The organism is Mesorhizobium sp. WSM4823 (assembly GCF_055811195.1).
In genome coordinates this window covers 626,816-652,238 of sequence record NZ_JBVVQL010000001.1, presented here as the reverse complement: position 1 = coordinate 652,238, position 25,423 = coordinate 626,816, and the positions used below count along the sequence as shown (strand labels likewise).

At 62.1% G+C, this 25,423-nt stretch carries 24 protein-coding genes; 11 read left to right on the top strand and 13 right to left on the bottom strand.

The features are described from left to right. The 9 genes from AC0L26_RS03115 to AC0L26_RS03075 form a co-directional block, all read right to left on the bottom strand. Positions 1-414, bottom strand: coding sequence for a c-type cytochrome (locus tag AC0L26_RS03115; RefSeq protein ID WP_473631206.1), 414 nt, complete (start codon positions 412-414; stop codon positions 1-3). Continuing rightward, positions 389-1,282 (bottom strand): cytochrome c oxidase assembly protein, encoded by an 894-nt coding sequence (locus AC0L26_RS03110; protein WP_473631205.1) that lies wholly within the window; start codon positions 1,280-1,282, stop codon positions 389-391. Before AC0L26_RS03110 ends, AC0L26_RS03115 begins: the two co-directional genes overlap by 26 nt. Beyond that, the gene (locus AC0L26_RS03105; protein ID WP_473631204.1) at positions 1,270-1,578 is read right to left on the bottom strand and encodes a hypothetical protein; all 309 of its coding nucleotides are present in this window, start codon (positions 1,576-1,578) and stop codon (positions 1,270-1,272) included. The genes AC0L26_RS03110 and AC0L26_RS03105 overlap by 13 nt, the downstream gene beginning before the upstream one ends. After that, positions 1,575-2,177, bottom strand: a complete 603-nt coding sequence (locus AC0L26_RS03100) for a cytochrome c oxidase subunit 3 (RefSeq protein ID WP_473631203.1) — start codon at positions 2,175-2,177, stop codon at positions 1,575-1,577. The genes AC0L26_RS03105 and AC0L26_RS03100 overlap by 4 nt, the downstream gene beginning before the upstream one ends. After that, positions 2,174-4,087: a cytochrome c oxidase subunit I gene (ctaD, locus tag AC0L26_RS03095; protein ID WP_473631202.1), complete on the bottom strand. Its 1,914-nt coding sequence runs from the start codon at positions 4,085-4,087 to the stop codon at positions 2,174-2,176. The genes AC0L26_RS03100 and ctaD overlap by 4 nt, the downstream gene beginning before the upstream one ends. Then, a complete protein-coding gene (gene coxB, locus AC0L26_RS03090) occupies positions 4,084-5,076 on the bottom strand; it encodes a cytochrome c oxidase subunit II (protein WP_473631201.1) in 993 nt (330 codons plus the stop codon). Before coxB ends, ctaD begins: the two co-directional genes overlap by 4 nt. Continuing rightward, complete coding sequence (locus AC0L26_RS03085) at positions 5,073-5,636, bottom strand: c-type cytochrome (protein WP_473631200.1); 564 nt, start codon at positions 5,634-5,636, stop codon at positions 5,073-5,075. Before AC0L26_RS03085 ends, coxB begins: the two co-directional genes overlap by 4 nt. Positions 5,637-6,111: 475 nt before the next feature. After that, entirely contained in the window at positions 6,112-7,143 is a 1,032-nt protein-coding gene (locus AC0L26_RS03080) for a transglycosylase SLT domain-containing protein (RefSeq protein ID WP_473631199.1), read from the bottom strand. Between the two features lie 455 nt (positions 7,144-7,598). After that, complete coding sequence (locus AC0L26_RS03075) at positions 7,599-8,957, bottom strand: NAD(P)-binding domain-containing protein (protein ID WP_473631198.1); 1,359 nt, start codon at positions 8,955-8,957, stop codon at positions 7,599-7,601. A gap of 259 nt (positions 8,958-9,216) precedes the next feature. On the opposite strand from AC0L26_RS03075, the gene AC0L26_RS03070 reads away from it, so the two are divergent. Beyond that, on the top strand, positions 9,217-9,927 hold the full coding sequence (locus AC0L26_RS03070) for a helix-turn-helix domain-containing protein (protein ID WP_473631196.1): 711 nt from the start codon (positions 9,217-9,219) through the stop codon (positions 9,925-9,927). Positions 9,928-10,117: 190 nt separating this feature from the next. Here the strand turns inward: AC0L26_RS03070 and AC0L26_RS03065 are convergent, their stop codons facing one another. From AC0L26_RS03065 to AC0L26_RS03050, 4 genes are read right to left on the bottom strand one after another with little or no spacing between them, the layout of a single operon-like run. Beyond that, positions 10,118-11,158 (bottom strand): heme-dependent oxidative N-demethylase family protein, encoded by a 1,041-nt coding sequence (locus tag AC0L26_RS03065; RefSeq protein WP_473631195.1) that lies wholly within the window; start codon positions 11,156-11,158, stop codon positions 10,118-10,120. A gap of 9 nt (positions 11,159-11,167) precedes the next feature. Further along, positions 11,168-12,133: a PDR/VanB family oxidoreductase gene (locus tag AC0L26_RS03060; protein WP_473631194.1), complete on the bottom strand. Its 966-nt coding sequence runs from the start codon at positions 12,131-12,133 to the stop codon at positions 11,168-11,170. Then, a complete protein-coding gene (locus tag AC0L26_RS03055) occupies positions 12,130-12,738 on the bottom strand; it encodes a dimethylamine monooxygenase subunit DmmA family protein (protein ID WP_473631193.1) in 609 nt (202 codons plus the stop codon). Before AC0L26_RS03055 ends, AC0L26_RS03060 begins: the two co-directional genes overlap by 4 nt. A gap of 14 nt (positions 12,739-12,752) precedes the next feature. After that, the gene (locus tag AC0L26_RS03050; RefSeq protein ID WP_473631192.1) at positions 12,753-13,886 is read right to left on the bottom strand and encodes an aminomethyl transferase family protein; all 1,134 of its coding nucleotides are present in this window, start codon (positions 13,884-13,886) and stop codon (positions 12,753-12,755) included. A gap of 168 nt (positions 13,887-14,054) precedes the next feature. Here AC0L26_RS03050 and AC0L26_RS03045 point away from each other — a divergent pair, with 168 nt between their 5' ends. The 10 genes from AC0L26_RS03045 to AC0L26_RS03000 all read left to right on the top strand — a co-directional run bounded on the left by AC0L26_RS03045 (position 14,055) and on the right by AC0L26_RS03000 (position 25,383). Beyond that, positions 14,055-15,452, top strand: coding sequence for an ammonium transporter (locus AC0L26_RS03045; RefSeq protein ID WP_473631191.1), 1,398 nt, complete (start codon positions 14,055-14,057; stop codon positions 15,450-15,452). Between the two features lie 23 nt (positions 15,453-15,475). Further along, positions 15,476-15,694, top strand: coding sequence for a hypothetical protein (locus AC0L26_RS03040; protein ID WP_027152229.1), 219 nt, complete (start codon positions 15,476-15,478; stop codon positions 15,692-15,694). 132 nt (positions 15,695-15,826) lie between these two features. Then, positions 15,827-16,723 (top strand): class II glutamine amidotransferase, encoded by an 897-nt coding sequence (locus AC0L26_RS03035; protein ID WP_473631190.1) that lies wholly within the window; start codon positions 15,827-15,829, stop codon positions 16,721-16,723. A gap of 4 nt (positions 16,724-16,727) precedes the next feature. Further along, positions 16,728-17,462 (top strand): GltB/FmdC/FwdC-like GXGXG domain-containing protein, encoded by a 735-nt coding sequence (locus tag AC0L26_RS03030; RefSeq protein WP_473631189.1) that lies wholly within the window; start codon positions 16,728-16,730, stop codon positions 17,460-17,462. A 6-nt stretch (positions 17,463-17,468) separates the two neighbouring features. After that, entirely contained in the window at positions 17,469-18,797 is a 1,329-nt protein-coding gene (locus AC0L26_RS03025; RefSeq protein WP_473631188.1) for an FMN-binding glutamate synthase family protein, read from the top strand. Positions 18,798-18,837: 40 nt separating this feature from the next. After that, positions 18,838-20,145, top strand: coding sequence for a type III glutamate--ammonia ligase (gene glnT, locus AC0L26_RS03020; RefSeq protein WP_473631187.1), 1,308 nt, complete (start codon positions 18,838-18,840; stop codon positions 20,143-20,145). Between the two features lie 92 nt (positions 20,146-20,237). Further along, complete coding sequence (locus AC0L26_RS03015) at positions 20,238-21,491, top strand: sarcosine oxidase subunit beta family protein (protein WP_473631186.1); 1,254 nt, start codon at positions 20,238-20,240, stop codon at positions 21,489-21,491. A gap of 16 nt (positions 21,492-21,507) precedes the next feature. Continuing rightward, entirely contained in the window at positions 21,508-21,783 is a 276-nt protein-coding gene (locus AC0L26_RS03010; RefSeq protein WP_473631185.1) for a sarcosine oxidase subunit delta, read from the top strand. Then, entirely contained in the window at positions 21,783-24,767 is a 2,985-nt protein-coding gene (locus tag AC0L26_RS03005) for a sarcosine oxidase subunit alpha (protein ID WP_473631184.1), read from the top strand. The genes AC0L26_RS03010 and AC0L26_RS03005 overlap by 1 nt, the downstream gene beginning before the upstream one ends. Continuing rightward, entirely contained in the window at positions 24,760-25,383 is a 624-nt protein-coding gene (locus AC0L26_RS03000; RefSeq protein ID WP_473631183.1) for a sarcosine oxidase subunit gamma, read from the top strand. Before AC0L26_RS03005 ends, AC0L26_RS03000 begins: the two co-directional genes overlap by 8 nt. Positions 25,384-25,423 lie beyond the last annotated feature (40 nt).

The window sequence follows — 25,423 nt, the reverse complement described above, 5'->3', positions numbered from 1 at the left end:
TCAGCGTGCGTAGAGATAGGCCGCAAGATCCCTCGCCTCCGCTTGCGAAATACCGGTTGCGGGCATCGCCGACCGCGGTGAAAAGCGCTGCGGGGAGACAATCCATTGGACGAGATTGTCCGGGGTGTTGTTGACGACCCCGCCGACATAGACCTGCTGCCGCAGATCGACAAGCGGGCCGCCGACCTTGCCGTCCGCGCCTGAAATGCCGGGGATGACGTGGCATCCTCCACATCCATATCTGCGGAAAATCGCCGGGGCCCGTGACGGATCACCGCCGGTCATCGCCATCGCCACCGAGCGACGCTGCTCCCGGTCTTTGATGAGGTTGGCTCCGATCCCGACCGACAGCAACACCAGCAGGGCGCTCGCCAGAACAAGACGGAAGTCAGGGCGAAGGGAAACGACTGGCATCGAGACCTCCCTTGCCCGAATGTGCGATCCACAGCGCAAGCATCGTCAGCGCCGCTCCGGCATAGATGATGCCGCCGGGCACCCACATCAGGATGCCTGCCAATTGCTGATCTTCGAGCGGCGTAAGGCCCCAGTCATCGGCGGTTCGCGTTTGCGCCACATAGATGGCGCGCGGTGCAAGCGCGATCAGGGCGCCGAGAATGCTGGTATGCAACATGGTGAGGAACAGGTGCCACGAGGCAAAGCCGCGGTCGCTTCGCCAGACCATTACCCACCAGAAGAGGATCGCCGTGATGAAGAAGCTCAGATGCTGCAGCCGGTGAAGCGTTATGTCGCTCACCGTTGCGTCGAGCAGGACTGGCGCATGCCAGACCCATATGGCGAGGCCGTGCAGGATGGTTGCGCCGGGTCCTGTGCCCAAGGCGTTCCAGGCCTTTCCTACAACAGCCGTTTTCATGGCGTTGCGAACCAGATGCCGGATCGACCGCGGCAGGCCCCAGAGCAGCACGCCAATTGGTCGCGCGAGCACAAAAAGCGGCGCCGAAACCGCCATGACGAGCTCATGCTCGATCATATGGAAGGTGAACAGGTGCTCGCCTAGATAGTGCAGAGGCGATACCAAGGCAGCTGCCAGCACGATCCATCCCAACCAATAGGCGGCTGCGGATCTGATCAGGGACTGACGACTGTTCGACCGCTGCGCCAGCCTGAACGAACCGGCTGCGTAGAGAGCGCCGGCCACGACGATCGGAACGACGATCCACGGATCGAAAGTCCAGACGAATGCCGAGCCATGCCCGTCCCCGTCATGCGCCGCCACTTGGCTGGCGCTCATCAGAAGCAGCATGATGGCGGTCAGCGTTCGCATGCACTCAGCAGCAGCGTAGCTGCCCCCTGCAGGACAAGCGCAAAGACGAAGGCAAGGCCGAGGAGTACATTTAGCCTGCTGATGAAGAGCTTCGTTCTAGAGGCTGTCGAAACGCCATCGTTGCGCGCGACGAGCACGCCCGTCAGCGCCAGAACGGTAGCGGCGAATGCCGCGCCAGCCGTCCAGCCTGTGCTGCTGGCACAGTCCAGATGGGGAAGCATTTGGCCGAGTTGGGTGTTGATCGCCCATGCGCCCGGCGCCAAAAATCCTGTATACCTCGCCGCTCCGATACTCATAGACGTGGCACCCAGTAGATGCAGGCATACAAAGGAAGCCACGCAATGACGACAAAGTTCCAATAGAGCGCGTTGTCTTCGACATCACCATATCGACGAACGTTGTCGCCGTGCCGAGAAAACATCAGGCACGTCAACACCAGCGTGTCGATAAGATCCGTAATGATATGGACGGTGTGCAGGCCGAGTATGGTCCATACAATCGAGCCGTAGGCGCTCTCATCCCAGCTCACATGCTGAGCCGGAAATTCGAAGATGCGCAACGCGAGTGGCGCTATGCCGCACAGCGCCATCACGATGAGGCCGATGCGAACCCTTCGCAGTTTTCTCTGCCGCGCCCAGCGGGATACGAGGACGTTCGGCACGACGCTCGCCAGGAGAAGAACTGTCAAACCTGTTCCGGCAAACAGATCGGGCGGTGGCGCATCGGGCGGCCAGTGCGGCGCCAGGCTCATCAGGTAAAAATAGACGGCTATGGCGAGGCCGAAGGCGGATCCCTCGATGAGCATGAAGGTGCATGTGCCCCACCAGGCCGGACTTGCCGTCCCCATGCCGTGCAGCGGCAGTTTCGAGACGTCCAGGACCGGCCGTTCCTTCACGACTCATCCTCCGCAATGCCCTTCGGCCAGAACCATCCGATCAGGGTGATCGCGATCGGGATGGAGCCCCAGACGATGGCCCAGGGCGAAAACATCGACCAGATCAGCATGATCGACGTGGCGATGGCCGCCCAGAATGGCCAGACGGAATCCCGCGGCGACGACTCGCGCGCCTCTGGCAGGGCTTCGACGACGCTGCTGATCAAAAGTTCGCGACGATCGGCGCGCAGGCCGGACGCCACCGGCAGTTCATCAGATCCACACCAAAGAGGATCGCGCGCATCGACGACCGGAATGCGCCGGAAATTATAGGAAGGAGGCGGCGAATTCATTGCCCATTCAAGGGTCGATGCGTTCCATGGATTTTGCCCGGCCGGCCGGCCGACCGACCAACTGCGGACGACGTCGATGAAGAAGACGAGAAAGCCTGAGGACAGGATGACTGCGCTGAGGCTGATGAACAGATTAAGCCCGCCCCAGGGCATCTCCGGCTGATAGGTATAGATGCGGCGCGGCATGCCCTGCAGCCCGAGAATGTGCATCGGGAAAAAGGTAACGTGGAAGCCGACGAAGATCAGCCAGAATGCCCACCGCCCGAGCCGCTCGCTCATCATCCGGCCGGTCATCTTGGGAAACCAGTAGTAGATGCCGGCGATCAAAGGAAAGATCGCGCCGCCGATCAGCACGTAATGGAAGTGCGCGACGACGAAATAGGTGTCGTGGACCTGAGCGTCAAACGGCACCGACGCCACCATAACGCCGGTCAGGCCACCGATCACGAATGTGACGATGAAGCCGATCACGAAGAGCAGGGGCGTCTTGAATACCGGACGCCCCGCCCAGAGCGTTGCCAGCCAGCAGAAGATCTGGACGCCCGCGGGTATCGCGATCGCCATGCTCGATGCGGTGAAAAAGCTTTCACCGAGCCTGGGCAGGCCGACCACGAACATGTGATGCACCCACAGCCCGAACGCCAACACTCCGGTCGCGATCAGCGCCATCACCAGCGGTAGGTAACCGAATATCGGACGCTGCACGAATGTCGGCAGGATCGCTGAAACCATGCCGACCGCCGGCAGAAAGATGATGTAGACCTCCGGATGACCGAAGAACCAGAACAGGTGCTGCCAGAGCAGCACATCGCCGCCTTCGGCTGGATTGTAGAATTGCGTTCCGACAAGCCGGTCCATGATCAGCGTCGAACTCTCGAACATGATGGCCGGCATCGCCATGATGACGACGAACGCCATGACGAGCATGGACCAGACCAGCAGCGGTATCCGATCGAGCGACATGCCGGGCGCGCGCTGCTTCAAAACGGTGACGACAATTTCCACCGCGACCGCGAGCGCCGACAATTCGGTGAAAGTGATCATCTGCGCCCAGATGTCAGCGCGCTTGCCCGAGCCATATTCAGGCCCCGAGAGAGGCACGTATGCGAACCAACCAACGTCCGGCGCCGTGTCGAGCGCAAAGGAGATCCAGAGCAGCAGCCCGCCGGCCAGGAATATCCAATAGGAAAAGGCGTTCAGTCTCGGGAAGGCTATGTTGCGGGTGCCGACCATCAGCGGCACGAGATAGACCGCCATGGCCTCCATCACCGGCACGGCGAACAGGAACATCATGTTCGACCCGTGCATGGTGAATATCTGATTGTAGCGATCCGCGTCGATAAAGCGTGCCTCCGGCTGCGCCAGCTGCATGCGCATCGCAAGCGCGAGCATGCCGCCGAGGATAAGGAACACGAACGCGGTCACGATGTAGCGCCGCGCGATCACCTTGTGGTCAACAGCAGCGATTGCACCCCAAAAGCCCGTTCGTCGGACCCATGTCCGATCGAGCCGACGGTCGAGTTCGACATCGTCCAGATCGACGTCGGTCGCTGCCGACGATCTCTGCTCGATCGTCATTTCAGACTGCCCATATAGGCGGAGATCTGCCGCAATTCGTCAGCCGAGAGCGGCACTATCGGCATGTTGTTTCCGGGCTTGAGCGTCTGCGGGTCGGCGATCCAGGCTGCAAGCGAGCCGCGGGTATTCTCTAGCAGCCCGGCGGCGATGGTGCGGCGGCTTCCCATATGGGTCAGATCCGGACCGGTGATACCGGATGCCTCGGTCCCGCGGATCGTGTGGCAGGCCGCACATTGTCTCGCCATGAACGCGGCTTTGCCGGCGGCCGTTTCCGGCTCGCGCGGCTCCAGCCCTTCTTTCCGCTGTGCTGATGCCCATTGCCGGTAGCTCTCCTCATCTTCCGCGATGACAAAAAGAGCCATATGGCTGTGCTGAAGCCCGCAGAACTCGGCGCATTGACCGCGATAGACGCCTGGCCGCTCCGCCCGAAACGTCAGGACATTCTCTCGTCCCGGTATAAGATCCTGCTTTCCCGCAAGGCTCGGCACCCAAAAGGAGTGGATGACGTCGCTGCTTTCGAGCAGCATACGCACGTCTTTCCCGACCGGAATATGAATTTCGTTGGCAGTCTGGAAGGACCGCGCTGGATCGGCGTCTTCGTAAATGAACTGCCACCACCATTGCTGGGCGCGGACACGGATCGTCAGGTCGGCGTCCCGAGCCGAACCAAGGCCACGCGTCGTGTAAAAGCTGGCGATCGTCAAACCGCTGATGATGAGCGCCGTCGCCGCGACCGCTCCGGATACGGCTATCGTCATGCGTCGATCCAAGCTTCCATCGTCCATCGCTTGCCGGTCACGGCGGCGGACGAGCGACCAGACGAGCACGAGCATGACGACGATCCACACGGCGAAACAGGTCGCCACGACGAAGACGATCAGGCCTTTGAGGAGGATGGCATTGTCCCCGTGCGCGTCGAGAGCCGACTGAACGCCACCGCATCCTGAAAGCAAAAGCAGGAACGAGAGGGAAATCGCGGCTCTCTTCAAGGCGACGGTCCCTGCTCTGGATGGACCGGAGCCGGATGCTGCTCGAAGAGGATCGCAGCCGGGGCACGGTTCTCGGCGGGCCGCGTCTGCCGCTCGTCGTTGCGGCTGGGCGCGGTCAGCTTGGCGGAATAGGCCCCGACGGCTTTGATGTAGCCGGCAAGCTGCCAAATTTCAGCGATCGTCATCCTGTCGCGGAACGCCGGCATGCCGTGCGGGCGCCCATCACGAATGGAAGCCGCAATCGAGACCATCGATGGCCCGTAAAGCCACCACCCATCCAGAAACGATGGCCCGGCCCCACCTTCTCCGTCACCGTGACAGGATGCGCAGCCGAACCAGGAATAGAGGCGCTTGCCCTGGTTAAGGTCGTAAGCCGTCCTCTCATAGGGTTGGCCCAGCGCAAAATAGACTTCCGGAGGAGCGCCCGCTATGCCGTTCGGCATCAGGCGCAGCCCCTCAAGTGCCGCCGATACGGGGGGATCGACGCGGTATTGTCGCGGCTGCCGCAGCAAACCGACGGTTGCCGTCACGACGAGCGCAATGACAAAGAGGCCGACCATCGCAAGCGGCCTGGATGATTTGCCCGAAAAAATTGGGCCTAGGGCAGCAGTTGGGCCTGGGACAGTTGACGACATCGCGGACCTCTCATCCGGCGATCCTCAATCGATCGGCATGTGGCTCGGCCGGCTGAGACATACCGGCGGAAGCTCGGACGATGGGGGTGCCGCCCCAATCTCCGACGGGATCGCCGCTGGCAAGACCGATGTCCGGCGTTCTTTCCTGATCCCCCTGTCATTGGGTTCGGCCCGCAAAGCTGCGTGGGAAATCAAACCACCAAGGAGCCGCTTAGTTCCAATATCATTCGGACTTTCCTATCCTTCTACCCCGCAAAGGGCGGCGATCGCTGACCACAGCTTCGCGCATTGTCGCAAAACGGCGGCTCCAGTGGGACCGTTGCCGTAGGGCCGGCGCAGTCATCCGATCCCGGCCTGGCCGAAGGCCGGGAGGCCGGAAAGCCCTCCGAAATGAAGCGGCTCAGCCTGGCTGGTATCGCTGCCTTGCCGTCGTCAGCCGTTCGCTCAAAGCGTAGACGAGATTTTCGATGTCGGCTGTCCAGGACGACAGGCCAGCCTCTTTCACGCGGTTCTCGACATCGCTGTATTTGCCGATGCGGGCTTCTAAGAAGGAGCGCATACGCTGGTGAAACTGGCCGACGGTGAGCTGTCTTCCGTTGGCCTTGAATATCGCGGTATTGAAGCGCGCTGCCTTGGGGAAGAGTTTGCTGGCTTTGACATTTGGCTTCTCATCGGCATTCGACAGGAGCGTTGCTGCCCCGTTCGTGCCAAGGAAATGGGGGAGGTAGAGATCCCTTTCGTCCATGACCTTCTCAAGACGGGCCTCGATAGTTTCCTTGGCCGCAAGAAGGTTCTTGGCCGCAAACGCCGCCGACAGATAGGGATCGCGCCTGATCTCAAGGATGCGCTGTTCTTCGGCCTTGTCCTCGACGAAATGGTGTTCGCGCTTGCCATCGGGGCGGGTCCGGATCAGTTCCGCTTCTTCGCCCAGGCCGAATTCTGCACCGTGGTTCTTCACGGCCTCGAGCCATGTCTGGTCGAGGAATTGCATAAGACCAAGTGCCGACCCTTTAGGCGGGCGAATGTCGACGTCGAAGGAGGATTCCTTCTCGGCGATCGCGAAAAGCGTATCGGCGGGAAATTGGGTGTCCTTGGCTGCGCGGAGGATTTCACTGGCGACGTGCTGCGACACCTTGTACGTGCCGAACTCGTGCACCGACATACCGGTGACGATCTGTTCGGCGCCTTCGGAAAGAATGGAGACGGTGCTTTTCAGGGCGTCGGCCAGCGTGCGTTCTCCCTCGCGTCCGGAGGTCGACGTTGTGCCTGGATCGATGATGTCGAACTCGGGGGCGGATGAGAGGAAATCCAGAAAAGGAGAAGGAATGGCCGTGGCAACCGCGAACTCGGTCACTCCGTTGGCCATAACTCCCGAATAGAGCGGCCAAGGCACGATCGCCACTGTTGCCGCCAAGCCAAGTCCCGCGATCATTTTCGACAAAGGTCGTCTGCCCGAAAGGAGAACGCCTCCGCAAGCCAAGAATTCACGTGTGCTCTGGAGTGACGCCAGGTCCCCCTCCGTTCCTTGTCTAGCTGCCCAGATGCCTTCGGACAGATCTATTTCCAACGCTGCGCCGTCAACGTCGAAAAAGACAAGAAGAACGGTCGGTGTACCCTTGAGGTAATCACGGATCGTGGCGGCACAATGGCCGTAGTGCGGCGAAACAAGTCACGACGTACAATGAGATGATTTCTATCGAGCCTCGCATAATCGATGCGTTGCTTATGAAACCCACCGGTTGCGAGCAGAAAATTCCATGGTGAGTCTGCCTGGATCGGTTTTTCAACCCTAGGCGAAGACTCTATTTTCTTTTGTTGTGACGATGATCTTTTTTCGAACCGGTTCCCGCTTCTGCCCGAGCCAATCATTCGGCTCGGGATCATGGCCTACTCCGCCGCCACCCCTTTCACTTCCAGATAGCTTTCCATCGAATCGTCCATCGCCTGCAGCCAGGGCGTGTGGTGCAGCGGCGCCATTGTGCCGGTCATCAGCGAACGGTAGGCATTGTCGCGGAATGTCATGATGTTCTCCATCTTGTGGTGCTCCCACTCCATAAAGGTCTGATTGACAGCCTCGACATCGAAGCCCGGATAATCGGTCTGCTCCATCAGTTCCTTGGTGTAGTCGCCCTGGAACCAGATCATCTGCTCGGCATCTTCCAGCGTTTCCTCACGCGCCCGCCATTTCGCGCCGTGCTCCGCCATCACTTCCGCCGAAGGCAGTTTTATGCGACCCATGATGACGTCGCGCGCGAACCAGGCCTGTGCGTCGAACATGTTGAAGGTGTAGAACTGGTCCTGCATGCCGATGTAGAACAGCTGCGGGTTCTTCTCCCAGACCACGCCCTCATAGAGCCCGTCCGGCCACATGCGGTTGGCGGTCTTGAGCTTCAGATCCTCGGTCAGGAACGGGAAGGAATGGAGGTAGCCGGTGCACAGGATAATGGCGTCGACATCCCTGGTGCTGCCGTCCTTGAAATGCGCGGTCTTGCCGACGACCTTCTGCAGCAGCGGCACTTCCTTCCAATTGTCAGGCCATCTGAAGCCCATCGGCTTCGAGCGGTAGCTGGAGGTGATCGATTTGGCGCCGTATTTGTAGCATTGCGAACCGATATCCTCGGCCGAATAGGAGCGGCCGATGATGAGGATGTCCTTGTCCTTGAATTCCATGGCGTCGCGGAAATCGTGGCTGTGCAGGATGCGGCCATTGAAGGTCGAAAAGCCTTCGAAATAAGGGACGTTGGGCACGGAGAAATGCCCTGAGGCGACGACGACGTTATCGAACTCTTCCGAATAGGTGACGTCGTTAGTGCGGTCATGCGCGGTGACGGTGAACTTTTTCGTCGTGTCCGAAAACGTCACCATGCGCACCGGGCTGTTGAAGCGCACCCATTCGCGCACGCCGGATTTTTCAACGCGGCCCTTGATATAGTCCCACAGCACGGCGCGCGGCGGATAGGAGCCGATCGGCCGGCCGAAATGCTCCTCGAACGTGTAGTCGGCGAATTCGAGGCACTCCTTCGGCCCGTTCGACCAGAGGTAGCGGTACATCGAACCATGCACCGGGTCGCCATGCTCGTCGAGGCCGGTGCGCCAGGTGTAATTCCACAGGCCGCCCCAGTCGGACTGCTTTTCGAAACAGACGACCTCAGGGATATCCGCGCCCTTGTCGGCTGCCGCCTTGAAGGCTCGAAGCTGGGCCATGCCGGACGGTCCGGCTCCAATGACGGCAACACGACTTTTCATTGCGGGCCTCCCGTTCTCATTTCCCCAGCGAAACAAATTTCACTGACAGGACAGTAATTGCCCCTTCGATACTGTCAACAGGCCTTCTGCTGAAACCGCGTTTCACCAGACCGGATTTTCAGCAAAACTGCTGGCGGCGGAAATCCGGCGCGCACAAGTTTCGACATGAAGCGGCTTGCTGCCGCAGTTGCGCTCAGGTATCCGCAGCGAATATGTTCACCGTGAGTGAAATAAATCCTGAGAATCCCGGGGTGGCGACATGGCGAAGAAAGCTTCGAATTTCAGGAATGGGACAGCTCCCGCCAAGACCAAGCCAAAGCCGAAGGGCGCGGCAACGATCCGGGCGCCACTGACCCAGGACCCGCACGCCGTTCGCGACATCCGTGAAAAAGTCCTAGAGGTGGCGATCGGCCGCGAGGTGCGGGCGTTTCGCAAGAAGCTCGGCATCACCGTCGCCGATCTTGCTGTCGCCACCGACATTTCGCTGGGCATGCTGTCGAAGATCGAAAACGGCATCACCTCGCCGTCGCTAACAACGCTGCAGGCGCTGTCGCGAGCGCTTGGCGTTCCGGTCACCGCCTTCTTTCGCCGCTTCGAGGAGGAGCGTAGCGCCGTCTTTGTCAAAGCAGGCGAAGGGCTCGATGTCGAGCGGCGCGGCACGCGTGCCGGCCACCAGTACAATCTTCTCGGCCATATCGGCTCGAACACCAGCGGCGTTGTCGTCGAGCCCTATCTGATCACGCTGACCGAGGATTCCGATGTGTTTCCGACCTTCCAGCATGAGGGCATGGAGTTCCTCTACATGCTGGAAGGCGAGGTCGTTTACCGGCACGGCAGCAATCTCTATCCGATGAAGCCGGGTGACAGCCTGTTCTTCGACGCCGATGCACCGCACGGACCGGAGGTGCTGACGGTTCTGCCAATGCGCTATCTCTCGATCATCTGCTATCCGCAGAGTAGTGCGGGTTGAGACTCTAGCTTGGGTTCCTCGCCCCCACGAAAGTGGGGAAGAGGTGGCTCGGCGAAGCCGAGACGGAGAGGGGAAGCCGCGCTCTACGAAGGCCCCCTCTCCGGCCGCTTCGCGGCCACCTCTCCCCCGCTTCGCGGGGGCGAGGAACCCAAATCCTGAGGGGGAACCCCGCTGACAAGCGCAGAAAAACTCAATCCGGCCCAAAGCCCGGGCTCGTCGGGCTGCCATCATCCAGCTTCGACAGCCACTCGAGCAGCGTCGGGCGATAGCGCGTCAGGCCTTTGTAATTGACGAGTTCCTCGGGAAGGTCGCGGATGACGCGGTGCAGGCGCCTTGCCCATTTCGGCTGCGTCACCAGTTCGTCCATCTTGATCAGGTAGCAGCGGATCGGGAAGACGATGCCGTTCGAGCGCGGCAGGCGCCAGAAGCTTTGCAGCTCGACGCGCAGATGGACTTTGTCGCCAACATTTTCTGATGTCACCGTCGCCCGGTCCGGACCCCATTTGTGATAGTTTTCCGGGCTGGTGTCGAGGCGCGGATTGATGGTCATGGTCCAGTTCAACCGGCGCGCCGGCTTGCCTTGCTGGATGTTGGTGAGGAACTTCAGCGCCCTGACGAATATGCCCTTCTCATGCGCCAGCGGCACCGGGGCATGCCACTCGAAGAAGTTCATGCCGATGTCGAAATCGAGCGACCAGTCGGCCTGGGTGGTGACCATGCCGGCATCCATCCACAGATTGCCGTCGCGTTGGTCGAGGATGCAGAAATCGCCTTGTGATTGGCGCGTGATGTATTCCATCGGCCCGTAAGGCAGCGTCGACACGTCGCCGAAGGTGAAGCTGTCGTCGATGCCGAGCGGCCGGTTGATCCAGCGCCATTTGTCGCCGTCGCGTGTCAGCGTGAAATGCTCGGGATAGCCGAGCGCCTGCTGCTCCATCAGGAGTTCGAGCAGGTCCCAGCCGGCCAGCGTCATGTGCGGCAGCGACTGGCAGCGCAGCGGGTCTTCGGCAAGCACCAGCGCGCGGTCCTGCATCTCGGCGACATAGTGCTCGTCGACGTCGATCAGGTTTTCGAGCACGCTGCCCTTCGGCCCCAGAACATGCGGCTCGATATTGACCGCATACATGTAGCTGTCTTCGTGGAACGGGAACGGAAACCGCCTGATGTGCTCCGGGCTGTTCTTGAAGGTGAAGTCGTCGCGGAACGTTTCTTTGCGAAAGGTGATGCCCAAGCTCGCCTCCTATCTTTCCAGCACCAGCGACCTGCCCTCGAAGCGCGAGACGCAGGGCATGATCTTCTTGCCGCAACGATGCTCTTCCTCGCTCAGCCAGTGGTCGTTGTGGATGAATTTGCCGTCATGCGAGATGACGTTGGTTTCGCACTGGCCGCAGACGCCGCCGCGGCAGAGATAGGGCGGGTCGACGCCGGCGGCCTCGATCGCTTCGAGCAGGCTCTGCTGCTCGCCGACGCGGATCGTGTTGCCGCTGACGGCCAGCGTCACGTCGAATGGCGCACCGGGCTGCGGTGCCGCGAAATGCTCAAAATGCACGGTCTCCGTCGGCCAGCCGAGCGCGGCGGCACGGTCGCGCACCCAGCCGATCATGCCGGACGGGCCGCAGACATAGAGATGCGTGCCGAGCGGCTGCGACGACAGCAGCCGATCAAGCTCGATGCGCTCGTCGCGGTCGTCGTGGTAGAGCCTGACCCGGCGGTCGTAACGCTCCCTGAGCACATCGGCATAGGTGCCGAGCGAAGCGGTGCGGCAGGTGTAGTGCAATTCGAAATTGCCGCCTTCCGCCGCCAGCTGCGCGGTCTGCGCCATGAACGGCGTAATGCCGATGCCTCCCGCCAGCATCAGGTGTTTTTTAGCGCGCAAGTCGAGCGAGAACAGATTGACCGGATAGCTGATCACCATCTCCATGCCGGGCTTAACGCTCCGGTGCATGAATAGCGAGCCGCCGCGGCCGACATCGTCGCGGCGCACCGAGATCGTGTATTCGCGCGTGTCGAGCGGCGAGCCCATCAGCGAATAGGGGTTGAGCCTGGTGCGCTCGCCGTCGCGCATCTCGACCACAACATGAGCGCCGCCGGAAAATGTCGGCAAAAGCTGTCCGTCGCGGCTGCGAAAATGGAAGCGCGTCACCAGTTCGTTGACCGGGACGACGTCGCTGACCACGACGTCGAGCTTGGTGGTGCCGGTGCTCATCGAAAGATCTCCTCCGTCGGAGGAATTTCGCTGCGGTCTTCCGCATTGATGCAGACGCCCTGGAAGGCCGCAATCCGCCTGGAATAATGATCGCGTACCAGAAGAAGCAGGCCGCAATGCGAACAGGTCGCCGGCTGCGTCGTCACGTTTTCGGTGATGCCCTTGCAGTGGACGCACTGGATGCGACGCGCCAGCGAGCCGCGATGCTCGGTCTGGATCGAGGTGTGATCGATGCCGGCTTCGAGCGCCGCCTGCATGGCCTGGCCAATCAGTCCCTCGGTGCCGGCGAGATAGAGCCGCAGGCCCATATGGGCGTTGGCCAGCGTCTGCTTCAGCCGCGGCAAGGCGCTGGCGAAGGACGGCCCTTGGTAGAACTGCGCCGGCTTCAGCGCCTCGAGCGCCGCGACATGCTTACCGTCATGGCCGGGGGTGGGGCCGGGGATGAAGATGATGTGGGCATCGGCAAAGAAGCCGGCGGGCGCTTTGGGAGCCAAATCCGTAATTGCCAGCGCACCTTCTGCATCCGCCACGAAAAGATGGTGCCTGCCGGGCTGCGGGGACAGAGTTCCATAGACCGGCCGGCTGATGATGCTCTTCGCTGTCATCCTCTCAGTATGCCTCAGCCTTTCGCCGTGCGCTTGGTCTTCTTCGGATCGTCGAACGGGAGCGGCTCGGCGGTCGCGCCGATGGCGCCGCCCTTGTTGCGGATCTCGAGCCTGGTGCCCTGGACGGCGCAGTCGACGTCGAGCCGTGCGATGCCCATCGATTTCTTGACCAGCGGTGAATACATGGCGCAGGTCACCACGCCGACCTTTTTGCCGTCGCGATAGACCGGTGCGCCCTCGTCGGCCGGCTCCTTGCCTTCGAGCAGCACGCCAAAAATCTTGAAGCGTTCCTTGCCCTTGAGGCGGTAATGCTCCTCGGCGCCGCGAAAGCCTGTCTTGCCCGGGCTGACGGTAAAATCGAGGCCGAGCTCCCACAGCGTATCGCCGGGGCCTTCGTTCTCGAACGGATATTTTTGGGAATTATCGTAGGGGTAGAAGAGCAAATAGCTCTCGACGCGCAGCATATCGAGCGTGGTGAACCGGCACGGAATGATGCCGGCGCTCTTGCCCTCGTCGAGAATGGTGTCCCAGATCGTGCCGGCGTCCTGGCCACGGCAGAAGATCTCGTAGCCGCGTTCGCCGGTGTAGCCGGTACGCGAGATCATCACCGGAAAACCGAACAGCCGGGTCTGCATGTGGTGGAAATAGGCGAGGTCGCGAATGCCTGGCACGTGCTTTGCCAGATAGTCGACTGCCGTCGGACCCTGCAGCGAAAGGTCGTGCAGATTGTCGTCGAAGCGCAGCGAGACATCGCGGCCCATGGCGGCCCGCTGCAACTCCTCATGGCCGGTGCCCGAACCGTGCACGACCATCCAGGCATTCGGGCCGGTGCGGTAGAGGATGCAGTCGTCGGTGAATTTTCCCGCCTCGTTGAGCATGCAGGCATAGGCCGACTTGCCGGGATATATTTTCTCGACGTCGCGCGTCGTCGCCAGATCGATCAGATGCGAGGCATGCGGCCCGGTGATGTGGACCTTCTTCAGGCCCGACACGTCCATCAGCCCGGCCTTGGTGCGAATGGCGATGTATTCCTCGTCGGCGTCCTTGTCGTAGGTCCAGGCGGTGCCCATCCCGCTCCAGTCTTCGAGCTTCGAACCGAGCGCGCGATGGCGATCCGCCAAGGTCGAAAATCTCCAGGATGCCGTCATGGACTTGCTTCTCCTCAACACGATTGCCGACGTTCCGCCACTGCAGGGGACTGCGGTGCCCTGGGACGGTCCGCGCATATTGACTCAAAACTCCAAAAGCGCGCAATACTAAGATGCAAAAAGTTTTACTGAGAGGCAAGGAACGCAACTGAACGGAGGGGACATGAAATGGAAGGGAATCTCAACGCGCTAACGACCATTTTCACGGAATTCTATTACTGGGTGACCATCGTCATGATGTTCCTCATCCATGTCGGGTTCTGCATGTATGAGGTCGGCGTGTCGCGCCGACGCAATCATCTGAAAACGCTTATGAAGAACGCGATGGCGATCCCGCTCGTCACGATCACCTTCTATTTTTTCGGCTGGTGGATCTATTTCGGCTTCCCCAACGGGCCGGGCATCGCGGGCGGACTTGTCGCGGCACCTTTCGCCGAACCGTGGAATCCGCTGATGGGCACCCACCTCTCCGGCGTCAATCCGGGCGAGACGGGGGTCACGCCTACCGATGCCGCGCTGTGGCATCGCCTCAACGGCGTGTTCTGGGGCGCCTTCCTGCTGTTTTCCATCACCACGGCGTCGATCGTCTCGGGTTCGATCATCGAGCGCGCGCGCTCTGGCGCATTCTGGATCGTCGCGGTGCTGGTCGGCTCGGTCCTGTGGATCCTCGACGCATCCTGGGGCTGGCATCCGCAAGGCTGGATGGTGAAGCTCTGGGGCTATCATGATGCGTATGCATCGGGGGTCGTGCACGCGATCGCGGGCGGAGCGGCGCTCGCCTTTCTCATTGTGCTTGGTCCGCGCATCGGCAAGTTCAGGCCGGACGGCACGCCGCGCGACATCCCGCCCCACAATGTGTGGCTGGTCACGATCGGCCTGTTCCTGATTTTCACCGGCTTCTGGGGCTTCTATGCCGCGTGCAACATTCCGCTGATCAGCCCGGCCACGATCGCCGGCCAGATCACCGGCGAGACCTGGACGGCGACCAACATCTATCTCGCGCCGACCACGCTCTCGGCGATCACCTTCAATTTCCTGATGTCGCTGTCTGGCGGTATGTTGGCCGGCTACATCGTCTCCAAAGGCGACCCGTTCTGGACATTCTCGATGGGGCTCTGCGGCGTAATTGCAACCTCGGCCGGCAACGACCTCTACCACCCGATCCAGGCGATGCTGATCGGCGCGATCGTCCCTAGCATCTGCTACAAGCTGCACTACTTCGTCGAGCGTCGCTTCAAGATCGACGATGCGGTAGGCGCCGTCGCCGTGCATGGTTATGGCGGGTTCCTCGGGGTCGTCGTGGCGGGCTTCATGCTGTGGGGACAGCCGTCCTCACCCTATGAGGGCTTCGCGCACATCAACCCGCTCGGCAACTTCGCTGGCGCGGTGCTGATGTTCGTGCTCGGCTTCGTCCCCACCTTTATCGTCTGCAAGATCCTCAACAGCATGAACCTCCTGCGCGTACCGGCGAAGGTCGAACTCGAGGGCGTCGACTTTGCCCTCAACCATGCGTTCGAGGCGTCGGTGCGCGAAGTGGGAGCCGCCGAAAAGGCCATGATGAAATAGTCAAAGGACAAGGAGAATTCGCAATGTCGACCAATGGAATGGAAAGCTGGGCCGTCGATCTCAAGGACGTCGGCGCGATCTACCCGTTTCAGGGCTCTGAAGTCGTGATGGTCATCATCGGCCTCGTCTTCTGGATCGGGTGGCACGTCCTCCAGACGCGCCACGAGAACGCTGAAATCGAAGCCGACATGGCTGCGGATCGCACTGGAGAGGAAACCAGAAAGGCGATCGACCGCCATTAAGCCACCATCGGGTCGCCTGGCGCGTCATTTGCGCCATGCGACTTGTCCAAGATGAAAAAAACTTTCATGCGAGTTGAATTCGACCTATGAAGCTGGTAGCACCTAAATCATACCTCATCTCAGGAGCCTGACATGTGCGGAATCGTCGGACTGTTTTTGAAGGACAAGTCGCTCGAGCCCCAGCTCGGCTCAATGCTGTCGCAGATGCTGATCTCGCTCAGCGATCGCGGTCCCGACAGCGCCGGCATCGCCATCTACGGCGCGCCAACAGGCAATGAGGCCAAGATCACCATCCAGTCGGCAAAGCCGGAGCGCGACTTCCGCGGCCTCGACGCCGAACTGGCCAAGGCCATCGGAGCCCCGGTCAGCATTGCAGTGAAGTCGACCCATGCCGTCGTCAGGACCACCCCCGCCAAGATCGATGAAGCGCGCGAGGCCATTCAGACGCTTCGCCCGGATATCCGTATCATGGGTACCGGCGACGTTGTCGAGATCTACAAGGAAGTCGGCTTGCCGGAGGCGGTCGTCGATCGGTTCGACGTGCGCTCGATGACCGGCACGCACGGCATCGGTCATACCCGCATGGCGACGGAATCGGCTGTCACAACGATGGGCGCGCATCCGTTCTCGACCGGCGCCGACCAGTGCCTTGTGCACAATGGCTCGCTGTCCAATCACAACAATGTCCGCCGCGAGCTGATACGCGAAGGCATGAAATTCGAGACCGAGAACGATACGGAAGTCGCGGCCGCCTATCTCTCCTCGCAGATGGCGCATGGCAAGAATCTCGGCGAGGCGCTGGAAGGCACGCTGAGCGACCTCGACGGCTTCTTCACCTTCGTCGTCGGCACCAAGAACGGCTTCGGCGTGGTGCGCGATCCGATCGCCTGCAAACCTGCCGTCATGGCCGAGACCGACCAGTATGTCGCCTTCGGCTCGGAATATCGCGCGCTCACCAAACTGCCCGGCATAGACAATGCGAGGGTCTGGGAACCCGAGCCCGCAACCGTCTATTTCTGGGAGCACTGAGTTCATGCCAGCAATCAACGTCTCCAAGGCCGCGCGGGATCAAAGCCATGCATCGCGTGTCTTCGACCTCAGCGAGACGCCGCTGCGCGATCTCAATCAGGCGCTTCACGATTTGACCCCTGGTTCGAACGAGACCGCCTGGGAAGTGCTCCATCCGAAAGGCAGCCATTCGGTCGCCGTCGGCGTCGACCAGCCGATCACCATCGATGTCCGCGGCAGCGTCGGTTATTATTGCGGCGGCATGAACGACGGCAGCACCATCACCGTGCATGGCTCGGCCGGACCTGGCGTCGGCGAAAACATGATGTCGGGCTCGATAACGGTGAAAGGCGATGCCAGCCAATATGCCGGCGCCACCGGCCGGGGCGGGTTGCTGGTCATCGAAGGCAATGCGTCGTCGCGCTGCGGCATTTCGATGAAAGGCATCGACATCGTCGTTCATGGCAATATCGGCCATATGTCGGCGTTCATGGCGCAATCCGGGAACCTTGTGGTGCTGGGCGATGCCGGCGATGCGCTCGGCGATTCCATCTACGAGGCGCGGCTGTTCGTGCGCGGCAAGGTCGGCAGCCTCGGCGCCGACTGCATCGTCAAGGAGATGCGTCCCGAGCATCTGGAATTCGTGCAAGGCCTGCTCGACCGTGCCGGGGTGACCGGCGTCAAAGCGACGGAATTCACCCGTTACGGTTCGGCGCGCACGCTCTACAATTTCAACATCGACAACGCCGACGCGTATTGAGGCTCAATGACCTATCGCAACCCGCCGACGACGCCGCGCAAATCCGCGACCTTCGACGACTACACGCTTTCCGAGATCCGCCGCGCTGCGGCGACCGGCATCTATGATATCCGCGGCGCCGGCGCCAAGCGCAGGCTGCCGCATTTCGACGACCTGCTGGTCCTCGGCGCCTCGATCTCGCGCTATCCGCTCGAAGGCTATCGCGAGCGCTGCGACACCAGTGTCGTGCTGGGTTCGCGCCATGCCAAGAAGCCGATCGAGCTGAAAATCCCGATCACCATCGCCGGCATGAGTTTCGGCTCGCTGTCCGGTCCGGCCAAAGAGGCTTTGGGGCGCGGCGCGACGCTGTCCGGCACTTCGACGACCACCGGCGACGGCGGCATGACGGAGGAAGAACGCGGTCACTCGCAGACGCTGGTCTACCAATATCTGCCATCGCGCTACGGCATGAACCCGCGCGATTTGCGCCGGGCCGATGCGATCGAGATCGTTGTCGGCCAGGGCGCCAAGCCCGGCGGCGGCGGCATGCTGCTTGGCCAGAAAATCTCCGACCGGGTCGCCGAAATGCGGACGCTGCCGAAGGGCATCGATCAGCGCTCGGCCTCGCGTCATCCAGACTGGACCGGGCCGGACGATCTCGAGATCAAGATACTGGAGCTGCGCGAAATTACCGACTGGGAGAAACCGATCTACGTCAAGGTCGGCGGCGCGCGTCCCTATTACGATACAGCCCTAGCCGTGAAGTCAGGCGCGGACGTCGTCGTGATCGATGGCATGCAGGGCGGCACCGCCGCAACCCAGGAGGTATTCATCGAGAATGTCGGCCAGCCGACGCTTGCCTGCATCAGGCCGGCGGTGCAGGCGCTACAGGATCTCGGCATGCACCGCAAAGTGCAGCTGATCATCTCCGGCGGCATCCGCAACGGCGCCGATGTCGCCAAGGCGCTGGCGCTCGGCGTCGACGCGGTATCGATCGGCACGGCAGCACTTGTCGCGCTCGGCGACAACGACCCGCGCTGGGAAGCGGAGTACAACGAGCTTGGCACCACCGCCGGCGCCTATGACGACTGGCATGAGGGACGCGACCCGGCCGGCATCACCACGCAGGATCCCGAACTGATGAAGCGGGTCGATCCGGTCGCCGCCGGACGGCGATTGGCGAATTACCTGAAGGTGATGACGCTCGAGGCGCAGACCATCGCCCGCGCCTGCGGCAAGAACAGCCTGCACAATCTCGAGCCCGAGGATCTCGTCGCGCTCACCATCGAAGCCGCCGCCATGGCCGGTGTGCCGCTGGCCGGCACCAACTGGATACCGGGGAAGAACGGCTTCTAAGACAATCAGGCCACCAAAATTCCATAAGCGAGGAACTATAATGGGGAACGATCTCGCCGCATTCGCCAAAGAGAACGGCGTCAAATATTTCATGATATCCTACACCGACCTGTTCGGTGGGCAGCGCGCCAAGCTGGTACCGGCGCAAGCCATTGCCGACATGCAGAAGGACGGTGCCGGCTTTGCCGGCTTTGCCACCTGGCTCGACCTGACGCCGGCGCATCCCGACATGCTGGCGGTGCCGGATCCGGATTCGGTCTTCCAGCTGCCATGGAAACCTGATGTCGCCTGGGTCGCCGCCAACTGCATCATGGACGACAAGTCGGTCGCCCAGGCGCCGCGCAATACGCTGAAGCGGTTGATTGCCGAGGCGGCTGGCGACGGCATGCATATCAAGACCGGCGTCGAGGCCGAGTTCTTCCTGATCTCGCCGGACGGCAAGACGATTTCCGACGAATACGACACGGCGTCGAAGCCCTGCTACGACCAGCAGGCGGTGATGCGCCGCTACGATGTCATCGCCGAGATCTGCGACCACATGCTGGCGCTCGGCTGGGGCGCCTACCAGAACGACCATGAGGACGCCAACGGCCAGTTCGAGATGAACTGGGCCTTCGACGACGCGCTGGCGACCGCCGACAAGCACTCCTTCTTCAAGTTCATGGTGAGGTCCGTTGCCGAAAAGCACGGCCTGCGCGCCACCTTCATGCCGAAGCCATTTCCCGGCCTGACTGGCAATGGTTGCCACGCCCATATCTCGGTGTGGGACAAGGACGGCAAGACCAATGTCTTTGCCGATAATGCCATGGAGCTCGGCCTGTCGGCGAAGGGCAGGAATTTTCTCGGCGGCATCATGAAGCATGCCTCGGCACTTGCGGCCATCACCAACCCGACGGTCAATTCCTACAAGCGCATCAATGCGCCGCGCACGATTTCCGGCGCAACCTGGGCGCCGAACTCGGTGACCTGGACCGGCAACAACCGCACCCATATGGTGCGCGTGCCTGGCCCCGGCCGCTTCGAGCTGCGCCTGCCCGATGGCGCGGCAAACCCCTATCTGCTGCAGGCCGTCATCATCGCCGCCGGACTCGACGGCATCCGCTCGAAGGCCGATCCCGGCAGGCGCTACGACATCGACATGTACCAGCACGGACATACGGTGGAGGGCGCGCCGAAGCTGCCGCTCAACCTGCTCGATGCATTGCGCGAGTTCGACAACGACAAATCGCTCAAGGCGGCGCTGGGTGAGGAATTCTCGTCGGCTTATCTAAAGCTCAAGCACCAGGAATGGAATTCCTATGCTTCCCACTTCACCCAGTGGGAGCGCGACCACACGCTGGATATCTAGAGCATCGGACCGAAACGTGCGAAGCGGTTTTCGGATGGTTCCGATGCGTCAAGAAAGATCCTGCGTGGCGCGAGCGACCTCGGAATAGATTTATGAAATACTCGATCTTCTCCCTGGCCCGCGCCGCCTTTTCCGGCCACAAGAATTGGCAGCGCACCTGGCGCGATGCCAGCCCTAAGGATCATTACGACGTGGTGATCATCGGCGGCGGCGGCCACGGCCTGGCGACGGCGTGGTTCCTGGCCAGCGAGTACGGCATCAGGAATGTCGCCGTGCTGGAAAAAGGCTGGATCGGCTCCGGCAATGCCGGCCGCAACACCACCATCATCCGCTCCAATTACGGGCTGCCCGGCAATACCGGCTTCTACGAGCTGTCGATGAAGCTGTGGGAGCGCATGGAGCAGGACCTCAACTACAACACCATGGTCAGCCAGCGCGGCGTCATCAACCTCTATCATTCCGACGCGCAGCGCGACGCCTATGCGCGGCGCGGCAACACCATGCGCATCAACGGTATCGATGCCGAACTGCTCGACCTAACGGCGGTCAAGAAGATGATGCCGTTCCTGAATTTCGACAATGCGCGCTTTCCCGTGCAAGGCGGCCTCTTGCAGCGACGTGGCGGCACGGCGCGCCACGACGCGGTGGTCTGGGGCTACGCCCATGCGGCGAGCGCGCTCGGCGTCGATATCATCCAGAACTGCGAAGTGTCCGGCTTTGTGCGGGACGCCAATGGCAAGGTGACCGGCGTCGAGACTTCGCGCGGCACAATCGGCGCCGGCAAGGTCGGCATGGCCGTCGCCGGCAGTTCCTCGCGCGTCGCGGCGATGGCTGGCCTGCGTCTGCCGATCGAAAGCCATGTGCTGCAGGCCTTCGTCTCCGAAGCGATCAAGCCGCTGATCCCCAACGTCATGACCTTCGGCGCCGGCCATTTCTATGTCAGCCAGTCCGACAAGGGCGGACTGGTCTTCGGCGGCGACATCGACGGCTACAATTCCTATGCCCAGCGCGGCAACATGCCTGTGATGGAAGACGTCTGCGAGGGCGGCATGGCGTTGATGCCGATGATCGGTCGCGTGCGCCTCTTGCGCCAGTGGGGCGGCATCATGGACATGTCGATGGACGGCTCGCCGATCATCGACAAGACGCCGGTCGACGGGCTCTATCTCAATGCCGGCTGGTGCTATGGCGGCTTCAAGGCGACGCCGGGCTCCGGCTTTGTCTTTGCCCATCTTCTGGCGCGCGACGAACTGCACAAGGAGGCGGCTCGGTTCCGCCTCGACCGGTTCCGGCGCGGCGCGATGATCGATGAAAAGGGCGTCGGCGCCCAACCGAACCTGCACTGAGGACGGCCCGAAAAACATGCGTATTGTCTGCCCTTTCTGCGGCGAACGAGAACTCGGCGAGTTCACCTATCTCGGCGATGCCAAGCCGGCGCGTCCGGCGGCCGGCGCCTCTGAGGACGAGGTGTTCGACTACGTCTATCTGCGCGACAATGTCGCCGGTGCGATGAGCGAACATTGGTATCATGGCGGCGGCTGCCGGGCCTGGCTGAAGATCACCCGCAACACGCTGACGCACGAGATTTCGTCGATCGAGCCGGCGGCGGGCGTCGGTGCCGCCAAGGTTGGCGCCTGATGGTTAGCCGCACACAGACACACCGGCTGGAAACCGGCGGCCTTATCGATCGTTCGGCGCCGCTGAACTTTCGCTTTGACGGCAAGACCTTTGCCGGCTTCGAGGGCGACACGCTCGCCTCGGCGCTGATTGCCAACGGCGTCAAGCTGGTCGGGCGCTCGTTCAAATACCACCGGCCGCGCGGCATCCTGACCGCAGGCTCGGAAGAGCCCAACGCCTTGGTCGAGCTGCGAACGGGTGCGCGCCGCGAACCGAACACCAAAGCGACCACGGCAGAACTTTACGACGGTCTCGAAGCCGCCAGCCAGAACCGCTGGCCGTCGCTGCGGCACGATCTGATGGCGGTGAACCAGTTGTTCGCGCCGATCTTCGTTGCCGGCTTCTACTACAAGACCTTCATGTGGCCGGCCAAATTCTGGGAAGCGATCTATGAGCCGGCGATCCGCCGCGCTGCCGGTCTTGGCCGCGCAGCTGGCGTCGCCGATCCCGACCATTACGATAAGGCCTGGGCGTATTGCGACGTGCTGATCGCCGGTTCCGGCCCGGCCGGGCTCGCGGCAGCACTTGCTGCCGGCCGATCTGGCGCCCGCGTCATCCTGTGCGAGGAAGATTTTGCGCTCGGCGGCCGCCTGCTCGCCGACGGCGGCACGATCGACGGCATGCCGGCCGCCGAATGGATTTCGCGCACGCTGGCCGAGCTCGCGACGCTGCCCGATGTCCGCATTATGAACCGCACGACATTGTTCGGCGTTTATGATGGCGGCACCTATGGCGCGATCGAACGGATCAACGATCACCTACCCTCCCCGCCAGAGCATCAGGTGCGCCAGCGGCTTTGGCGGATCGTGGCAAAGCGCTCAATCGTTGCCGCCGGCGCCATCGAACGGCCGATCGTCTTTGCCGGCAACGACACGCCCGGCGTGATGATGGCTTCGGCGATGCGGGCCTATGTCGCGCGCTATGCGGCGACGCCGGCCAAACGCATCGCGCTGTTCACCAACAATGAGGATGGCTGGCGCACGGTCGAGACGGCACTTGGCGCCGGATTGCAGATCGCAGCGGTCGTCGATGCGCGGCCGGATGTCTCTCCTGCTCATCGTTCGCTCGCCTCGAAAGGCGGTTTCCCCGTGCTAAACGGTTCGGTCAGCGCGGTCGATGGCGGCAAGGACGGTGTCAGGAAGATCTCGGTATCGCTCACCGGCGGCGCACGCGCCGAGGTCGAAGTCGACGGGCTTGCCGTTTCCGGCGGCTGGAACCCGGCGGTCGGGCTGACCTCCTACCATCGCGGCCGGCCGAAATGGCAGGACGATGTATCGGCCTTCGTGCCGGATAGCACGCCTCCGGGCATGGTGGCCGCTGGGGCCGCCAACGGAGCATTCGGCCTCGGCGCCTGCCTGAGCCAGGGCTTTGCGGCAGGCGCGCAAGCCGCACGGAATGCCGGGCGTAGCGGCAATGCCGGCACGCCGCCAGTCGCCGACGACGAGGCTTTTTCGCTGACCCCGCTCTGGCATGTTGCCGGAAAAGGCAAAGCCTTTGTCGACTATCAGCATGACGTCACCGCGTCGGATATCGAACTGGCGCAGCGCGAAGGCTTTGAATCGGTCGAGCATCTGAAGCGCTACACGACGCTCGGCATGGCCACCGACCAGGGCAAGACCTCGAACGTCGCCGGCCTCGCCATCATGGCGGCGGTATCAGGCAAATCCATTCCCGAGACCGGCACGACGATCTACCGTCCGCCCTATGTGCCGGTCGCCATCGGCGCCTTTGCCGGCCATCATCGCGACAAGAACTTTCATGCGACAAGGCTGACGCCGTCGCATCACTGGGCAGCCGAACAAGGCGCGGTGTTCGTCGACACCGGCCTGTGGAAGCGCGCGCAATGGTATCCGCGTTCCGGTGAGAAGGACTGGCTGGAATCGGTCACCCGCGAGGTCAAGGCGGTGCGCTCCGGCGTCGGCTTCTGCGACGTCTCGACGCTCGGCAAGATCGATGTGCACGGCCCGGATGCCGGCGCCTTCCTCGACCGCGTCTACATCAACACCTTCTCCAATCTCGCCGTGGGAAAAGCCCGCTACGGGCTGATGCTGCGCGAGGACGGCATGGTCTATGACGACGGCACCACGTCGCGGCTGGCCGAGGGTCATTATTTCCTGACCACCACCACCGCCAAGGCCGGGCCGGTGATGCAGCACCTCGAATTCTGCCGGCAGGTGCTGTTTCCTGAACTCGACGTGCAGCTGACCTCCGTCTCCGACCAGTGGGCGCAATTCTCGATCGCCGGGCCAAAGACCCGGGACCTGCTTCGGGAAATCGTCGATCCGGCCGAGGATCTGTCTAACGAGGGCTTTCCGTTCATGGGAGCGCGGGAAGTGGCGCTGCGCGGCGGCATCAAGGCGCGGTTGTTCCGCATCTCGTTCTCCGGCGAGATGGCGTTCGAGATCTCCGTTCCCGCCCGCTACGGCGACGCGCTGGTGCGCAACCTGATGCTGGCCGGAAAGCCATCCGGCGTGACGCCCTATGGCACCGAGGCGCTCGGCGTCATGCGCATCGAAAAGGGCCATGTCGCCGGGCCGGAGCTGAACGGCACCACGATCGCCGCCGACCTCGGGCTCGGCAAGATGATGTCGACCAAGAAGGATTTTATCGGCCGCGTCATGGCCGGGCGAGAGGCGCTGGTTGCGCCGAACCGACAGGTGGTGGTCGGCATCAAGCCGACGGACAGAGCGCGCCGCCTGCGCTCCGGCGCGCATATCATTCCGAAGGGCGAGATACCGGGTTCCGCCAACGACCAAGGCTATGTGACGTCGGTCTGCTTCTCGCCGACGCTCGACCAGTGGATCGGGCTGGCGCTTGTCGAGCGCGGCCGCGAGCGAATCGGCGAGATCGTCCACGCGCATGACCCGCTGCGCGGCGAAGACTATGACGTCGAGCTGTGCAATCCCGTCTTCTACGATCCGGATGGAGGGCGCCAGCGTGGCTGAGTTTTCTTGGGCTTCTCGCAGTCCGCTGGAGCACGCGCTTGTTGCGGGCGCCTATGGCTCGCGCGGTGATACCGGTGTCTCGCTGACCGAGATCCGTAATTTCGACTTGATCCAAATCATGGCGCGGCGCGGGAAAGCGGCGGACCTGGCAAGCGACGCCAAAGCCCGTTTCGGCATGGCGGCTCCGGATGTGCCGAAGGTGGTCAGCGCTTCGGACGCCGTGCTCGTGTGGTCGGGACCGGATCAGTTCTTCGTTCTGTCGAAGGGCGGCAAGCACACGGCTGAAGCACTCGCTCAGGCGTTTGCATCTTCCGCTTCGCTGTCGGACCAATCGCATGCGCGAGTGCTGATCAGCATCTCCGGCGCCAAGGCGCGGGCGATGCTGGCCAAGCTGTCGTCGATCGATTTGCACCCCATGGCGTTCCCGGTTGGGGCTGCTGCTGCGACCTCAATGGATCATACCAGCGTTACGCTCTGGCGCGGCGCGGACAAGCCGGACGGACAGGCGGCGTTCAACGTTTTGGTGTTTGCAACGTTTGCTGAAAGTCTGTGGCACACGATGCTGGATTCGGCTGCGGAGTATGGTGTCGAGATCAAGTATTCCGAGGAACTTTAGTTCGGTAATTGCGGAGTTTGGCGCCGCCCCTCATTGCCCA

Excerpts from the sequence above, each read along its gene's own strand:
- AC0L26_RS03115 (WP_473631206.1), bottom strand. The coding sequence starts at position 414 with ATGCCAGTCGTTTCCCTTCGCCCTGACTTCCGTCTTGTTCTGGCGAGC.
- AC0L26_RS03110 (WP_473631205.1), bottom strand. The coding sequence starts at position 1,282 with ATGCGAACGCTGACCGCCATCATGCTGCTTCTGATGAGCGCCAGCCAA.
- AC0L26_RS03105 (WP_473631204.1), bottom strand. The coding sequence starts at position 1,578 with ATGAGTATCGGAGCGGCGAGGTATACAGGATTTTTGGCGCCGGGCGCA.
- ctaD (WP_473631202.1), bottom strand. The coding sequence starts at position 4,087 with ATGACGATCGAGCAGAGATCGTCGGCAGCGACCGACGTCGATCTGGAC.
- AC0L26_RS03085 (WP_473631200.1), bottom strand. The coding sequence starts at position 5,636 with ATGGTCGGCCTCTTTGTCATTGCGCTCGTCGTGACGGCAACCGTCGGT.
- AC0L26_RS03080 (WP_473631199.1), bottom strand. The coding sequence starts at position 7,143 with ATGATCGCGGGACTTGGCTTGGCGGCAACAGTGGCGATCGTGCCTTGG.
- AC0L26_RS03075 (WP_473631198.1), bottom strand. The coding sequence starts at position 8,957 with ATGAAAAGTCGTGTTGCCGTCATTGGAGCCGGACCGTCCGGCATGGCC.
- AC0L26_RS03070 (WP_473631196.1), top strand. The coding sequence starts at position 9,217 with ATGGCGAAGAAAGCTTCGAATTTCAGGAATGGGACAGCTCCCGCCAAG.
- AC0L26_RS03060 (WP_473631194.1), bottom strand. The coding sequence starts at position 12,133 with ATGAGCACCGGCACCACCAAGCTCGACGTCGTGGTCAGCGACGTCGTC.
- AC0L26_RS03055 (WP_473631193.1), bottom strand. The coding sequence starts at position 12,738 with ATGACAGCGAAGAGCATCATCAGCCGGCCGGTCTATGGAACTCTGTCC.
- AC0L26_RS03050 (WP_473631192.1), bottom strand. The coding sequence starts at position 13,886 with ATGACGGCATCCTGGAGATTTTCGACCTTGGCGGATCGCCATCGCGCG.
- AC0L26_RS03045 (WP_473631191.1), top strand. The coding sequence starts at position 14,055 with ATGGAAGGGAATCTCAACGCGCTAACGACCATTTTCACGGAATTCTAT.
- AC0L26_RS03040 (WP_027152229.1), top strand. The coding sequence starts at position 15,476 with ATGTCGACCAATGGAATGGAAAGCTGGGCCGTCGATCTCAAGGACGTC.
- AC0L26_RS03035 (WP_473631190.1), top strand. The coding sequence starts at position 15,827 with ATGTGCGGAATCGTCGGACTGTTTTTGAAGGACAAGTCGCTCGAGCCC.
- AC0L26_RS03030 (WP_473631189.1), top strand. The coding sequence starts at position 16,728 with ATGCCAGCAATCAACGTCTCCAAGGCCGCGCGGGATCAAAGCCATGCA.
- AC0L26_RS03025 (WP_473631188.1), top strand. The coding sequence starts at position 17,469 with ATGACCTATCGCAACCCGCCGACGACGCCGCGCAAATCCGCGACCTTC.
- glnT (WP_473631187.1), top strand. The coding sequence starts at position 18,838 with ATGGGGAACGATCTCGCCGCATTCGCCAAAGAGAACGGCGTCAAATAT.
- AC0L26_RS03015 (WP_473631186.1), top strand. The coding sequence starts at position 20,238 with ATGAAATACTCGATCTTCTCCCTGGCCCGCGCCGCCTTTTCCGGCCAC.
- AC0L26_RS03010 (WP_473631185.1), top strand. The coding sequence starts at position 21,508 with ATGCGTATTGTCTGCCCTTTCTGCGGCGAACGAGAACTCGGCGAGTTC.
- AC0L26_RS03005 (WP_473631184.1), top strand. The coding sequence starts at position 21,783 with ATGGTTAGCCGCACACAGACACACCGGCTGGAAACCGGCGGCCTTATC.